This window comes from Agrobacterium sp. Azo12 (genome assembly GCF_029193765.2).
GTDB lineage: Bacteria > Pseudomonadota > Alphaproteobacteria > Rhizobiales > Rhizobiaceae > Agrobacterium.
Window position 1 is genome coordinate 3,094,243 of sequence record NZ_JARFYO020000001.1, and the last position, 13,115, is coordinate 3,107,357.

At 52.2% G+C, this 13,115-nt stretch carries 14 protein-coding genes; 4 read left to right on the plus strand and 10 right to left on the minus strand.

Translation table 11 applies throughout. The features are described 5' to 3' along the window. Nucleotides 1–10 precede the first annotated feature (10 nt). The 7 genes from PYL13_RS14730 to PYL13_RS14760 all read right to left on the minus strand — a co-directional run bounded on the left by PYL13_RS14730 (nucleotide 11) and on the right by PYL13_RS14760 (nucleotide 6,730). A complete protein-coding gene (locus PYL13_RS14730; RefSeq protein WP_275641827.1) occupies nucleotides 11–742 on the minus strand; it encodes a polysaccharide deacetylase family protein in 732 nt (243 codons plus the stop codon). A gap of 168 nt (nucleotides 743–910) precedes the next feature. Next, nucleotides 911–2,029 (minus strand): branched-chain amino acid ABC transporter substrate-binding protein, encoded by a 1,119-nt coding sequence (locus PYL13_RS14735; protein ID WP_192488230.1) that lies wholly within the window; start codon nucleotides 2,027–2,029, stop codon nucleotides 911–913. A gap of 119 nt (nucleotides 2,030–2,148) precedes the next feature. Continuing rightward, nucleotides 2,149–2,502: a DUF6867 family protein gene (locus tag PYL13_RS14740; RefSeq protein ID WP_259143357.1), complete on the minus strand. Its 354-nt coding sequence runs from the start codon at nucleotides 2,500–2,502 to the stop codon at nucleotides 2,149–2,151. A gap of 329 nt (nucleotides 2,503–2,831) precedes the next feature. Beyond that, nucleotides 2,832–3,560, minus strand: a complete 729-nt coding sequence (locus PYL13_RS14745) for an ABC transporter ATP-binding protein (RefSeq protein ID WP_250982113.1) — start codon at nucleotides 3,558–3,560, stop codon at nucleotides 2,832–2,834. Continuing rightward, nucleotides 3,560–4,405 (minus strand): ABC transporter ATP-binding protein, encoded by an 846-nt coding sequence (locus PYL13_RS14750; protein ID WP_371815269.1) that lies wholly within the window; start codon nucleotides 4,403–4,405, stop codon nucleotides 3,560–3,562. Before PYL13_RS14750 ends, PYL13_RS14745 begins: the two co-directional genes overlap by 1 nt. Before the next feature lie 20 nt (nucleotides 4,406–4,425). Next, nucleotides 4,426–5,823, minus strand: coding sequence for a high-affinity branched-chain amino acid ABC transporter permease LivM (gene livM, locus PYL13_RS14755; protein WP_275641828.1), 1,398 nt, complete (start codon nucleotides 5,821–5,823; stop codon nucleotides 4,426–4,428). 4 nt (nucleotides 5,824–5,827) lie between these two features. Further along, nucleotides 5,828–6,730 (minus strand): branched-chain amino acid ABC transporter permease, encoded by a 903-nt coding sequence (locus tag PYL13_RS14760; protein ID WP_192488225.1) that lies wholly within the window; start codon nucleotides 6,728–6,730, stop codon nucleotides 5,828–5,830. Nucleotides 6,731–7,113: 383 nt separating this feature from the next. Between PYL13_RS14760 and cysQ the strand changes: the two genes are divergently transcribed. Continuing rightward, complete coding sequence (gene cysQ / locus PYL13_RS14765; protein ID WP_275641829.1) at nucleotides 7,114–7,905, plus strand: 3'(2'),5'-bisphosphate nucleotidase CysQ; 792 nt, start codon at nucleotides 7,114–7,116, stop codon at nucleotides 7,903–7,905. Between the two features lie 63 nt (nucleotides 7,906–7,968). On the opposite strand, the gene PYL13_RS14770 is transcribed toward cysQ, so the two are convergent. Beyond that, the gene (locus PYL13_RS14770; RefSeq protein ID WP_303299112.1) at nucleotides 7,969–8,658 is read right to left on the minus strand and encodes a LuxR C-terminal-related transcriptional regulator; all 690 of its coding nucleotides are present in this window, start codon (nucleotides 8,656–8,658) and stop codon (nucleotides 7,969–7,971) included. Nucleotides 8,659–9,190: 532 nt separating this feature from the next. Between PYL13_RS14770 and sciP the strand changes: the two genes are divergently transcribed. Continuing rightward, entirely contained in the window at nucleotides 9,191–9,466 is a 276-nt protein-coding gene (gene sciP, locus PYL13_RS14775) for a CtrA inhibitor SciP (RefSeq protein ID WP_027675777.1), read from the plus strand. A 273-nt stretch (nucleotides 9,467–9,739) separates the two neighbouring features. Continuing rightward, nucleotides 9,740–10,021 (plus strand): GNAT family N-acetyltransferase, encoded by a 282-nt coding sequence (locus PYL13_RS14780; protein WP_192488222.1) that lies wholly within the window; start codon nucleotides 9,740–9,742, stop codon nucleotides 10,019–10,021. A gap of 326 nt (nucleotides 10,022–10,347) precedes the next feature. Here the strand turns inward: PYL13_RS14780 and PYL13_RS14785 are convergent, their stop codons facing one another. Further along, nucleotides 10,348–10,698, minus strand: coding sequence for a flagellar export protein FliJ (locus PYL13_RS14785; protein WP_250982118.1), 351 nt, complete (start codon nucleotides 10,696–10,698; stop codon nucleotides 10,348–10,350). Nucleotides 10,699–11,137: 439 nt separating this feature from the next. Between PYL13_RS14785 and ctrA the strand changes: the two genes are divergently transcribed. After that, nucleotides 11,138–11,842, plus strand: a complete 705-nt coding sequence (gene ctrA / locus PYL13_RS14790; protein WP_192488220.1) for a response regulator transcription factor CtrA — start codon at nucleotides 11,138–11,140, stop codon at nucleotides 11,840–11,842. Between the two features lie 70 nt (nucleotides 11,843–11,912). On the opposite strand, the gene PYL13_RS14795 is transcribed toward ctrA, so the two are convergent. Beyond that, the gene (locus PYL13_RS14795) at nucleotides 11,913–12,962 is read right to left on the minus strand and encodes an alpha/beta hydrolase family protein (RefSeq protein ID WP_275641831.1); all 1,050 of its coding nucleotides are present in this window, start codon (nucleotides 12,960–12,962) and stop codon (nucleotides 11,913–11,915) included. Between the last annotated feature and the right edge of the window lie 153 nt (nucleotides 12,963–13,115).

Sequence of the window (13,115 nt, forward strand, 5' to 3'; positions counted from 1 at the left end):
CCTCCTAAGTCTACGGTGCCTCCTCAGAACGGCTGGCGAGTAGCTGTGAAACGGTCACGAATTCAAAACCGCGCTGTCTCAGACCCTGGACAATCTTCGGTACGGCTGCACGGCTTGCCTCTCCGCTGCGATACATCACATGCAGCAAAATGATCGATCCATTCTGCGCTTTTTCAAGCACATGCGCAGCCATGGCATCAGCATTGCCCGCAATGTCAGGATAACTTTCCGGCTCTATGTCCCAGGTGATTGTCTTGCGATTATTCTGCGACAGATACCACGGCAAGGTCACCAGCTTTTTGCCATAAGGTGGGCGAAAATCGATCTCGCCCTGATAGCCGGCTGCACGGATAGCGGCATCAGTCCGCTCAATTTCGTCGGCAACGGTGGCAGGCCCTGTCAGTAACATGCGGGCATGCGAGTAGGAGTGATTGCCCACCTGATGCCCTGCCTCGACAATCGCCCGCGCCTGCGCCGGATTTTCCTGCATCTCTCTGCCGGTCAGGAAAAACGTTGCCGGGACATCATGCTCTTTCAGCATGTCCAGCACATCCTGTGTGAAACGAACGGTCGGACCATCATCAAATGTCAGGGCAACGAGGGGCTTGCTGGTTTCGACCCGGGCGAAAATCTCGCCAAACAACTGTGTGGTGCGAGAATTGCCAAGTGTGTAAAGGCCAAACAGACCGCCCCCCAGCCCAAGCACAACCAAACCGACTGTCAAAAGTCGCCGCATCACCATCGAATCTCTCCCGGCAGTTGTCCCCTCGACATTCATTGCAACGACAATGTCGCCTTTGTGGCAAAAACAATCTGGGCGCAGGAAAATCAGAAAACAGCTGCTATTCCGTGCCTCAAAAGCAAAAAGCCCGGCATCTCTGCCGGGCTTCTTGGATGTATTAGCAGAAACTTAGCTGCCCTGCTGGAAGTAGCTGAACTTGCCGTCCGGACCCTTCTTCCACTCGTACATAACGTAACCAGGAAGTTTTGGATCGCCCTTTTCGTCGAAGGAGATATCGCCAAGAACGGTCTTGAACGTACCCTTCTTCATTGCTTCGGCAACAGCTTCAGCGTCGGTCGAACCGGCAGCCTTGGCAGCTTCAGCAATCGTCTGGAGCGCAGCGTAGGAGTACAGAGTGTAAGCTTCAGGGTTGAAGCCGGCGGCCTTGAACTTCTCTACCAGTTCCTTGTTTTCAGGACGCAGGGTTGGATCAGGACCGAATGTGTTGAGCGTGCCTTCAACAGCGTCACCAGCAATCGAGGCCAGTTCGTTGGACACGATACCGTCACCCGAAATGAGCGTTGCCTTCAGACCCTGGTCAGCAGCCTGACGGATGATCAGACCAGCTTCTGTGTGCAGGCCGCCCCAATAGATAATGGAAACGCCGGCTTCCTTCATCTTTGCGATCAGTGCCGAGAAGTCCTTGTCGCCGACGTTAACGCCTTCGTACATGGCTTCAGTCACACCAGCAGCGTTTGCAGCCTTTTTGGTTTCGTCGGCAAGGCCCTGACCATATGGGGTCTTGTCGTGAATGATGGCGATCTTTGCATCCTTGAAGTGGTCAGCAAGATACTTGCCGGCAATGCCGCCCTGCTGGTCGTCACGACCGCAAGTACGGAAGGTGTTCCACAGGCCGCGTTCGGTGAAAACCGGGTTGGTCGCAGCAGGCGTCACTTCGAGAATGCCGTTTTCTGCGTACACTTCGGAAGCCGGGATCGAAACGCCCGAGTTGAAGTGACCAACAACAAACTTCACGCCGTCAGCAACGAACTTGTTGGCAACGGAGATGCCCTGCTTGGGGTCGGACACGTCGTCACCCAGGACGATCTTGATCTGTTCGCCGTTGATACCGCCAGCAGCATTAATGTCTGCTGCCGCTTGCTCGGCACCCTTCTGGAGCTGCGCACCGAACGCTGCGTTCGGGCCAGTCAGCGGGCCACCAACGGCGACGAGAATATCAGCCCAGGCAGAGCCGCTGAACGCGACCATTGCAGTCAGCGCTACTGCGGAAAGAAGAGACTTCTTCATTATGTTACTCCCAGTTCCTTTTGGATGGGTATTGTTGTTTACCTGTCCAGCCCCATCATCACTAAACAGGAAAGCTGTTCCACCTTTGCGAGCAGTCTGAGGTCAGAGACCCTGCCCTGTCAATCTTTCTTCTTCCAGGAAAAAGCAGAACTTTTTTCGTATAGCCAATAGTAGTTATTGACCATTTGGCTCGTTCTGCGAGTACGGAAACCGGCAACGGAAAAAACAAGCAACACCACCACATCGATTGTGTAGTAGAAGCCATTCAGTATCGGGCCGTTAAACAGCGCGTGATGCAAAAAGCGCATGGCAAAGCCCAGAAGTAACGTATAGACGATGACACGAGGCATTTCGCCCCAACCATCGGCTACCGACTTGCCGGTACGCCATGCTGTCCAGAACCCCAGAAGCAGAACCAATACCCGCAAGACGTAACGAGGCATCGTATCTGTTTCGAAAAAAAGTCCCTGCATTTCATTTTCCCCTTTAGCGCGGTCGCCCTTACGACAGACGCTCCGTTATTCTTATTTTAAAACCGGTCCTTGCAGACCGGGAATTCCATTTCCCACCCCTTCAAATCTGTTGCCAGCTTTGAGGCCAAAGACGGGAAAGCATTTTGCGGCATGACGTTTTTCAGAAAGAGAAACACCATTCCGATTGCAGGCGTACCAGCTTCTTTTTGATGGCTGGCGACACCTGAATTTCTTTTCAAAACGTCGACTTCGTAAAAATATCGCCGTTCAAAATCTCGTTGCCTCACCTTTTATCGTCTTGAAAACCGCCAAAAGTTTTCGTGACGACATCAGTGGCGGCCACCTTCCAGATAGGCCGCACGCACTTCAGGATCGGCCAGAAGTTCCTTGCCGGAACCGCTCATGGTTACCTTGCCGTTCACCATCACATAAGCGCGGTCGGAAAGCTTGAGGGCAGCAAAAGCGTTCTGTTCAACAAGAAACACGGTCAGACCTTCTTCCCTGTTCAGTTTCTTGATCGCTTCGAAAATGCCCTTCACAATCAGGGGCGCCAGACCCAGTGAAGGTTCGTCCAGCAACAACAGTTTCGGACGGGCCATCAGCGCACGGCCGATGGACAGCATCTGCTGCTCACCGCCCGACAATGTACCGCCGCGCTGGCTCTGACGTTCCTTCAGGCGCGGGAACATCACAAAGATCTTCTCCACATCTTCCTTGAAGTATTTCAGATTATCCAGACCAGCGCCCATCTGAAGGTTTTCCAGAACCGTCATGCGCGGAAAAATGCGACGACCTTCAGGAGACTGCGCAATACGTTTGCGCGCAATCAGGTGTGTTGGCACACGGGTAATGTCCTCGCCGTCGAAGATGACCGAACCGGAGCGGGCCTGCGGGCTGCCACAAATGGTCATCATCAACGTGGATTTTCCAGCGCCGTTAGCGCCGATAAGGCTGACGATCTCACCCCTGTTCACCTCGATATCGACACCGGCGAGCGCACGGATATTGCCGTAATAGGTTTCAACATTCTGGACTTTAAGAAGGGATTCACCGGACATCAGACCGCTCCCCCGTCAAGTTCTTCAGCAATAATTTCTTCCACTTCATCGTCCTCGACACCGAGGTAGGCGGCGATGACCTTGGGGTCATTCTTGACATGGTCCGGCGTGCCGTCAGAAATCTTCTGACCGTATTCAAGCACAACCACATGGTCGGAAATTTCCATAACCACCGACATGTCGTGCTCGATCAGCAAAAGCGATGTTCCTTCATCGCGGATGCCACGCAGCAATGCGTTCAGTGCCAGAGATTCCTTCGGGTTCAGACCAGCGGCCGGCTCGTCGAGGCACAGAAGCTCAGGACCGGTGCACATGGCACGGGCAATTTCCAGACGGCGCTGCGCGCCATAGGAAAGATCACCTGCCGGGTCATCAGCACGATCCGTAAGATTGGCCTTGTCGAGCCAGTACTTTGCCTTCTCGATGGCATCGGCTGCAGCGTTTTTGTAAGCCGCGAAACCCAGCAATCCGAGAATGGTGTAACCGGATGCCTTCATCAGCACGTTGTGCTGCGCAACCAGCAGGTTTTCGAGCACCGTCAGACCGGAGAAAAGCCGGATATTCTGAAAGGTTCTCGCAACCTTGGCTTTTTTGGTGATCTCGAAATCCGGCAAACGTTCGAGAAGGTGCTGCTGCCCCTCCTTCCCGTTCATGGTGATCATGCCCATTGTCGGTTTGTAAAAACCGGTGATGCAGTTGAACACCGTTGTTTTGCCAGCACCGTTCGGCCCGATCAACGCGGTGATTTCACCACGCTTGGCTTCGAACGAAAAATCGTTGATGGCCATCAAGCCGCCAAACTTCATCGAGAGATGTTCGACCTTCAGTATCGTATCTTTTTTCATGGAACTTGCTCCGGATGCCATCAGCCGTGACCTTCCTTCGTAAAGCTGCCGGAGACAGCCTTGCGTGTTTTCAAGAAGGCAGTCGGTTCGCGTGAACCCACAAAACCACGTGGCTTGAACAGCATCACGATAATCATTGCCAGACCGAACAGCAGCATACGGTAGAGTTCGGGAGTGAAGTCATTTCCGAAGAAATGCTTGAGGAACTCCATTTCGCGCAGCGCTTCCGTGCCACCCACCATCACCACAGCCGCAATGGCAATGCCGGTGAGTGATCCCATACCACCGAGAACCACGATGGCCAGAATGACCGCAGATTCAAGAAACACGAAGGATTCAGGCGATACGAACCCCTGACGAGCTGCGAAGAATGAACCGGCAAAACCACCAAACATCGCGCCTGTTGCAAAGGCGGTGAGTTTGGTCGCAACCGTATCGATACCAAGCGAGCGGCAGGCAATTTCATCTTCACGCAGGGCTTCCCATGCACGACCGATCGGCATGCGACGCAGGCGGATCGTGACGTAGGCTGTCAGAAGGCAAAGCGCCAGGATGACGTAGAACAGGAAGATTTTATAATAGGCCGACGACATCGACAGGCCAAAAGCCTTGGCGAAGTTGTTCGGCGCACCGGTATCGAACGACCAGATGCCGAAGACCGATGCCTTGGCAATGCTCGAGATACCGAACGTGCCCTTGGTCACATCTGTCCAGTTTATCAAAACAAGACGAATGATTTCACCGAAGGCAAGTGTCACGATGGCTAGATAGTCACCACGCAGGCGCAGAACGGGGAAGCCGAGGATAACACCCCAAAACGCCGCCAGAATACCGGACATTGGCAAGAGCAGCCAGAACGAGAAGCCGAAGTAGCTGGACAGCAGTGCGTAGGAATAGGCACCAACCGCGTAGAACGCCACATATCCCAGATCGAGCAAACCGGCCAGACCGACAACGATATTCAAACCCCATGCCAGCATGACGTAGATCAGGATCTGGATGCCGAAGTTATCAACGTATTTCAGTGAACCCTGGAAGCCGTTAATTGCGACCATAGCAGGTGGGTAGAGAAGCAACGCAACAAGCGCGATCTTCAGAAAATACTTTTGGAAATCACTTTTTTCTTCAGTGATATCCAGTACGCCAGTGCGTGCTTTTTTCAGTTTACGTGAATCAAGCGCTGGCTTGATAAAACCAACAACCAGAAAACGACCGACAGCAGCGATGGCGACAAAAATCGCCAGGAGATCCCAACGGGTCTCCCAGACAAGTGCGTTATTGATATCCTGAAAGGTACGGATACCAACGAACAGCAGGAACATGCCGAAGGAAATCAAGCCCGCGTAGAGGCCTTCCTTCAGCGCCACGACCGTAAGATCGGGGCTGGAGGATTTTGTTTCAGAGCCAGAATTTGCCATGTTTTTATACCTTCTCGACTTCGGGACGTCCGAGGATGCCCGTAGGCTTGAAGATCAGAACGAATGCAAGAATGGCAAAAGCTGCAACATCCTTGTAGGCAATCGAGAAATAGGCAGACCAAAGGCTTTCGATCAGGCCGATCAGAAGACCACCGAGCACAGCGCCTGGCAGTGAGCCAATGCCACCAAGAACCGCAGCCGTGAACGCCTTTACGCCAGGAATGAACCCGTCATTGAACGAGGCAACACCATAATACATGAGGTACAGCGTGCCAGCGACGGCTGCGAGAGCAGCGCCCATAACAAAGGTAATCGAAATGGTGCGGTCTACATCGACACCCAGAAGTGCCGCCATCTTGCGGTCCTGCTCGGTTGCCCGCTGCGCACGGCCAAGCGGTGTCTTGTTGACGATATACCAGAACACGAACAACAGCACGGATGTGACGGCCACAATGATAAGCTGCTTCAACGAGATGGTGATTGCGCCGAAGTGGAAGACATCTGTCACTAGCGACGGGATCGGCTTGTTGCGTGGACCCTGCGTAACCTGAATGAAGTTGGATAGCACAATCGACATGCCGATCGCGGTGATCAGCGGCGCGAGGCGGAAGGAGCCACGCAGCGGCCGGTAAGCCACGCGCTCAATCGTCCAGTTCCACAACCCGGTCATCAGCATCGCAACAACCATCATAAGAAGAAGGAGCAGCGCCACCGGAATACCGGCAAAAAACGATGTGAGAATGAGGAAGACGATAAGGGCTGCGAAGCCACCCAGCATGAATATGTCGCCATGGGCGAAGTTGATCATGCCGATAATGCCGTAAACCATCGTATAGCCAATTGCGATCAGGCCATAGATAGAACCAAGAGTCAGCCCGTTTATGAGCTGCTGGATAAAATACTCCATATTTTCCCCCGGATGCACTCTCTAAAGGAGCACATCTCTTTTATTACGTTCCCGCGATCCTGTAAGACAGATCCGTATGAAATGCATAACGCGTTCGAAAGAAATGTGAAGCCCAAAAGGAAAATTTCAGCCAAATATTTGGAGTTTTCATATTCACTGCCGCATTTGGGATCACAAAGAGCAGGAATTCGGCAGAAGCTGAGCAAAAACCACTCATTTCGCAGTGTAATACAACGTTATCACTTAACGTAACTCGAAATAATACCCGTACCATTTCCCGACACAATTTAATGCTGTATTTATCAATATTATATATCGTAAATACTTGAAATGAATGCGATATATCTGAGACAACGCTGGGAACCCGAGGACACATCGTCAAAATGCTGGAGCATCTGACACACGCAGCCTTTGCAGCAGGTCGAGAAATCATGGCCATCCACACGGCTGGGCCACATGTGCTCTATAAGAATGACTGCTCCCCCGTCACAGAGGCGGATCAGCGTGCCGAAGACGTTATTCTGGCAGCGCTAGAACAGGCTTTTCCCACTATCCCGGTTATTGCCGAAGAGGCTGTATCATCTGGCATCATGCCGGAAATATCCGGCGGCGATTTCTTTCTGGTCGACCCGCTTGATGGCACCAAGGAGTTCATCGCTGGAAACGACGATTTCACCGTCAATATTGCACTGATTCGCGATGGAAAACCGGTAACCGGTGTGGTGCTGGCGCCTCTGCTCAGAACACTCTGGACCGGCCACGAAGGTATTGCCGAAAAGCTGACGCTCGACGAGGATTTCAACATTGTCTCGCGGGAAGAGATTAACACAAGAAGCTGTCCTGACGCGATGATGGCGCTCATCAGTCGCTCGCACAGCACGCCGGAAGCGACGGCTTTCGTTACACAGCACGGCATTCGTAATTTCAATTCGGTCGGATCATCGCTGAAATTCTGTCTTATTGCAGAAGGTCAGGCCGATGTTTATCCGCGGTTCAGCCGCACCATGTTGTGGGATACGGCCGCGGGTGACGCCATCTTGCGCGCGGCCGGCGGGATCACAGTGACACCTGAAGGTGCGCCGCTGGTCTATCTGCCCAAGATCTGCACGGAAGAAGGTCTTGCCAACGGCCACTTCGTGGCCTGGGGCACGCCCGCCATGGCGGAAAACACCTGATTATTGCTTTAAGAAGTAAGGACGGTTGATTGCTCCAATCATCCGTCCTGCCCGTCACCAAATTCACAGCAATCGATAACGATAGGCCCGCGCCACCGCTTGCATGCGGTTGACTGCCTCAAGCTTGCGCATCGCGCTTTTCAGGTAGCTGATCACGGTATGGCTGGAAATGGAGAGAATGATCGCGATCTCTTCACTGCTTTTACCGGCAGCAGACCAACGCAAACACTCAATTTCACGAGCCGTGAGTTTTTCCCGTGGCCCAGCCTGCAACAGACTGTCGCCAGATGCCCTGTCCAGAATCTCCACAGCTTCAAAATATAATGCCGCCATATCCGGCTGCGTAGGATCGACAGCGTCGCTGCTGAGAGCCAACACATAGATATTCATATGGGCATCATGCAGTGAGCAGGCCAGGACATTGGCATAACCAAACCGGGCAAACTCCTTGCCAAGATCGGCCACATCACGACCATTCTCGTCCTGCCAGAAACATGAACCTGGCAGCAACACCGGAACGACCTTGCGCTTCAGCATGGCAATCAGCTTGCTGCTCCGAAACGCATCACTCAGCGAATATGCATTCACCAGCCCGGTCGGCCAGTTGCTGTGAACGATATTGTCTCGGAAGCCGGATTTATCCGCACGTGGAAAAGCCGTCAGCATATAACGGTCAAAGCCATGTCGCTTGCATAAGTCTGCGAGGTCACTTTCCAGACGGTTTGGAAACTCGCTATCGCCCTTGTCTGTCATCACGGCCCCGGTCACACCCTGCACTCCGACGAAAACAGACCCTGAACTGCCATATCAATTGCATCAGTCGTTGAAACGTTGCCCGACACGTTTCTTCTCCCCTCTATAAAAGCATCTGGAAATTCACATTTGAAAATGGTGCTGGATTTTTGCATTGGCTTATCGGTTGAAACAGTACACGGAATCGCTGTGCAACCGACCATACTGCACGCATGAGAATAATAACATTAAAACATTCGAATATATTACAATTACAGTAATAGCCAGAAACAACAAATAAGAAATACTTAAATCAGCAGACACAGATATATCCGGCCGGGTTTATGTCGAAGATGTGCCTTTTTATTGGCACGACAAAGACTGCGTTTTTTTGACACGACCGTAATCTTTCGGCCAGATTTGAACCGTTTTCCTCACAGAACACCCGAAATAGTTCAAATTGTTAACAAATTCTCTCGAACAGCTTAGTTCTTTTTTAAAGTTAGCGCGCTAGGTTGATCCTATATGGTCTTGAGTTTGTATAGAGTGTCCAATGACCGAAATGATACGTCCACGAGTTAAATATGTCATCGGCCCAGATGGCAGCCCGCTAACAATTGCCGACCTTCCTCCGGCTGATACCCGTCGTTGGGTGATCCGTAGGAAGGCAGAAGTAGTTGCTGCGGTTCGGGGTGGGCTTTTGAGCCTGGAAGAAGCCTGTGAGCGTTATACGCTGACGGTTGAAGAATTCCTGTCCTGGCAGTCTTCGATTTCCGATCACGGCCTTGCAGGTCTGCGCACCACGCGCATCCAGCAGTACCGTCACTAGTTAAAGTCCTGTTGTGGCTTAAGCCGCATCGAGACCATTATACAAGATAGCGCCACGGCATGTTTCAAAACATGCACCGTGGCGTATCTGTTTTCAGTTGCCATACAAATGGCTCGCCTCGCGCTCCCCACCCACGGCATTCAGCAGCGCAGCACAAGCTGAGCATTCCAAATTGTAACATCACTGTTCACAAACTGCGGTCACCTTTTCCCGTCTGCTGCTCATGTGGCATGGTATAGCTACGCCATCACAAACGTTAAGCGGGAGAAGATGATGGAATTCAAAAGCAGTGAAACGGGCTCAAAAGGTCTCTACACGGCAACGCTTGAGGGCCATACCGGAGAGATGACCTATTCTCGCGCATCGGAAAAGTTAATCATTCTTGATCACACCGGTGTTCCCGACGAGCTTCGTGGCAAGGGCGTTGGCCAGGCACTGGCAGCGCACGCAATCGAAGAGGCGCGAAAAGGTGGCTGGAAAATCATGCCGCTTTGCCCTTTTTTCAAGGCGCAGGTGCTTCGTCACCCAGAATGGAACGACGTCATCTCCGGTTAAGCAGATTTGAGGCGCATAAAAATTGCCATTTTTTAGATTCAAAACCCAACATCCGCATCGATGGTCGTCAGGTCTTAACCATTTCAGCGGCGCGTTAACCGTTATAGAGGGCTCCGGAACGCAAATCCAAGGTCGGATTCTCGGCTAAAGCATCACGAAAATCACCAGCGCGCGCCAAACGAATCACTTTCATCGCGAAAATGACAAAAATATCCCAAAATGGGTTCAGGCACGCGCCCTCGATGAAGGCGCCTGCCTGAAAATAGTCATCAGTACAGCCTTTGCGAGAAAACGGATTTATCGTTTTTCAAGCAAATAAAGGTGGCTTATGCCCGTGCCCGCATGGCGCCATCGCGACTTTCGAGAGCAGCAGCCTTTTCATAATCGGCCACGACTTCCTCAAGCGATGCTTCGGCCGCCTCCTGCTGCGCCCTCAGTTCCCGAATGGAAACCTGAAGGTTATCAGCACGTTGACGTGCGGCCTTGGCAAAGGTCGGATACGCAAAATGTGTTGGGTCCGTAATACCCGACTTGGATTCTTCAAGACTGATCTGGTGAACCAGTTCCTTAGCCATCCGGTCGAACTCCGCCATCATGAGTTGCAACTGCTGCAACTGACGGCGTTTCTCGTTGACCTGAAATTCCTTCAGGCGAATTAGGCTGTCACGCGACTTCATACGCAATACTCCGTGGATGTCGAAACCCCGGTTCAAGACAATTTAAACCCGTTGATGCCGGTGTGAGCCGAAATCGTTCAAAAAAATAACAAGACGTTAATAAAAAAACGTCCGCGTTAACCTTTCGTTTACGGGCATCATTAATGATAACGACGATCATTTAAGGGTCGGTAAATGCCATGTCCAAAAATTTGGACGCGACAATGTACGAGTCGGTTGAATCACTTAGCACGACATCCTCATGTTAAGATTCAATGTTGGCGATGGTGGATTCATATGGAAAATCAGTGGCGTGCCATTTATATTTAACAAATTCGATACACTTGCCAGAGGCGATTAGAATTTGTTAACCATTTGATGGCAGCCTGCAAATCAGGCAACGTCTGGATCCGTATCGCGCAAGGCACTTACCTTCCGGCGGGCGGCAAAGGGGATAATTATGCGGGTTCTACTCATCGAAGACGACAGCGCGACAGCTCAGAGCATCGAGCTAATGCTGAAGTCAGAAAGCTTTAATGTCTATACGACCGATCTCGGCGAAGAGGGCGTGGATTTAGGCAAGCTGTATGACTACGATATCATTCTTCTCGACCTCAATCTTCCGGACATGTCCGGTTATGAAGTTTTGAGAACACTTCGCCTGTCCAAGGTGAAGACACCTATCCTTATTCTCTCCGGCATGGCCGGTATTGAAGACAAGGTACGTGGTCTCGGCTTCGGCGCAGACGACTACATGACTAAGCCATTCCATAAGGATGAGCTTGTTGCCCGTATCCACGCTATCGTGCGTCGTTCGAAGGGCCATGCCCAGTCGATCATCGCAACTGGAGAGCTGATCGTGAACCTCGACGCCAAGACTGTAGAAGTCGGCGGCCAGCGTGTTCACCTGACCGGCAAGGAATACCAGATGCTGGAGCTGCTTTCGCTCCGCAAGGGCACCACCCTTACCAAGGAAATGTTCCTGAACCACCTTTACGGCGGTATGGATGAGCCTGAACTGAAGATCATCGACGTGTTTATCTGTAAACTTCGCAAGAAGTTGGCAAATGCCGCAGGCGGCGCGAACTACATCGAAACGGTGTGGGGTCGTGGTTACGTTCTTCGCGAGCCGGATGGCGCGACAGAATATCTTGAAACTGCCTGATACCGCATTCCCCAATGCAAAAGCCCGCCTTCATGGCGGGCTTTTTTGTTTCAAGCGGTGAAACATACGGTCATTTCAGTGCCTCATGCAAAAATGAGACAATACCGTCAGCGATCTCGCGGTGAATATCCGCCCGGTTTCGCCCGCCACCATCACGGCAAACAAAACCTTCCCCGGGCGATTCTTCGTCAATGATCTTGTCCGAACCAGGTTTGCACATCTGCACAAAACTGAAATGCGTTGCATCGGCAATTTCACGGTAAACCGTTGAAGAAGCTGGCAAATATTGCCGCAAATATTCCGAATCGTTTTTTATCGCGGCAATCTCGGCCGTCTCATGACCCGCAGCATAGACCAAAACCGGTATATCGATCCCTGCAAGACTGTCAGGCACAAAGCCGGAGGCAGGTCCAAGGTCAAGCGAGACAGCAGCCCTGATGCGCTTGTCTTTCAAATCCTGAGAAAGCTCTGGACGGGCTTTGCCACCGCCGACAATACCGATCCGCGCCATAAGTTTCAGGTCTTTGCATTGCGCAGGCATGACATCGCCCGTGCAGTCCTTGAGCGCGCGATCCGCCTGATAACGACCGCCAGCCAGTTCGATTGCCGTCCAACCACCCAGAGAGTGGCCTATGACGGCGATTTTCCCGTCGTCTATCTCGCCAGCCAGCGACGTATTCTCCAGCACAGCCGTTAACGTGCGGCTGATATCGCGCGGACGCTCCCAAAGCCGCAAGGCTTCTGCGTCGTCCATATTCTGGAATGTTGTGCCAGGATGGTCTGGTGCCGCAACAATGTACCCGCTTTGCACAAGCTCACCAGCCAGCCAATTAAGGTTTCGCCAGCTGCCGCCATAACCATGCGACAGTAAAACCAACGGATGTCTGCCCGGTGCTGCCAACACATCCTGCTCGACACCAAGACCATAAAAGACAGGATTCTCCCCAACGGTCTCGGCTTTCGTCACCGTCTCGTTTGCCGGGTACCACAATGAAATCTTCAGCGGCCGATCATTACCTTTTTCAGCCTGCTCGATTTGTTTGAAACCTACCCCCGTGTCTGCCAGGGCAACCTGCCCTGTCATACTCAACACGAGTATCGCCAATGAGAAACAACGCATTTCCGTCTCCATATGTTGAACTGGGTCAATCCAATGAGACAGCTGTGTGAATGCGGCGACCTGAAATAGGTTTGAGGACGACTGGATCATGATCAAGGATCAGCGGCTCAATATAAAGTGGCACAAACAAAAACGGCGCCCATTGGACGCCGT

Excerpts from the sequence above, each read along its gene's own strand:
- PYL13_RS14750 (WP_371815269.1), bottom strand. The coding sequence starts at position 4,405 with ATGAAAAAAGATACGATACTGAAGGTCGAACATCTCTCGATGAAGTTT.
- sciP (WP_027675777.1), top strand. The coding sequence starts at position 9,191 with ATGACCGAAATGATACGTCCACGAGTTAAATATGTCATCGGCCCAGAT.
- cysQ (WP_275641829.1), top strand. The coding sequence starts at position 7,114 with ATGCTGGAGCATCTGACACACGCAGCCTTTGCAGCAGGTCGAGAAATC.
- PYL13_RS14795 (WP_275641831.1), bottom strand. The coding sequence starts at position 12,962 with ATGCGTTGTTTCTCATTGGCGATACTCGTGTTGAGTATGACAGGGCAG.
- PYL13_RS14770 (WP_303299112.1), bottom strand. The coding sequence starts at position 8,658 with ATGACAGACAAGGGCGATAGCGAGTTTCCAAACCGTCTGGAAAGTGAC.
- PYL13_RS14745 (WP_250982113.1), bottom strand. The coding sequence starts at position 3,560 with ATGTCCGGTGAATCCCTTCTTAAAGTCCAGAATGTTGAAACCTATTAC.
- PYL13_RS14740 (WP_259143357.1), bottom strand. The coding sequence starts at position 2,502 with ATGCAGGGACTTTTTTTCGAAACAGATACGATGCCTCGTTACGTCTTG.
- ctrA (WP_192488220.1), top strand. The coding sequence starts at position 11,138 with ATGCGGGTTCTACTCATCGAAGACGACAGCGCGACAGCTCAGAGCATC.
- PYL13_RS14735 (WP_192488230.1), bottom strand. The coding sequence starts at position 2,029 with ATGAAGAAGTCTCTTCTTTCCGCAGTAGCGCTGACTGCAATGGTCGCG.
- PYL13_RS14730 (WP_275641827.1), bottom strand. The coding sequence starts at position 742 with ATGGTGATGCGGCGACTTTTGACAGTCGGTTTGGTTGTGCTTGGGCTG.
- PYL13_RS14780 (WP_192488222.1), top strand. The coding sequence starts at position 9,740 with ATGGAATTCAAAAGCAGTGAAACGGGCTCAAAAGGTCTCTACACGGCA.
- PYL13_RS14760 (WP_192488225.1), bottom strand. The coding sequence starts at position 6,730 with ATGGAGTATTTTATCCAGCAGCTCATAAACGGGCTGACTCTTGGTTCT.
- livM (WP_275641828.1), bottom strand. The coding sequence starts at position 5,823 with ATGGCAAATTCTGGCTCTGAAACAAAATCCTCCAGCCCCGATCTTACG.
- PYL13_RS14785 (WP_250982118.1), bottom strand. The coding sequence starts at position 10,698 with ATGAAGTCGCGTGACAGCCTAATTCGCCTGAAGGAATTTCAGGTCAAC.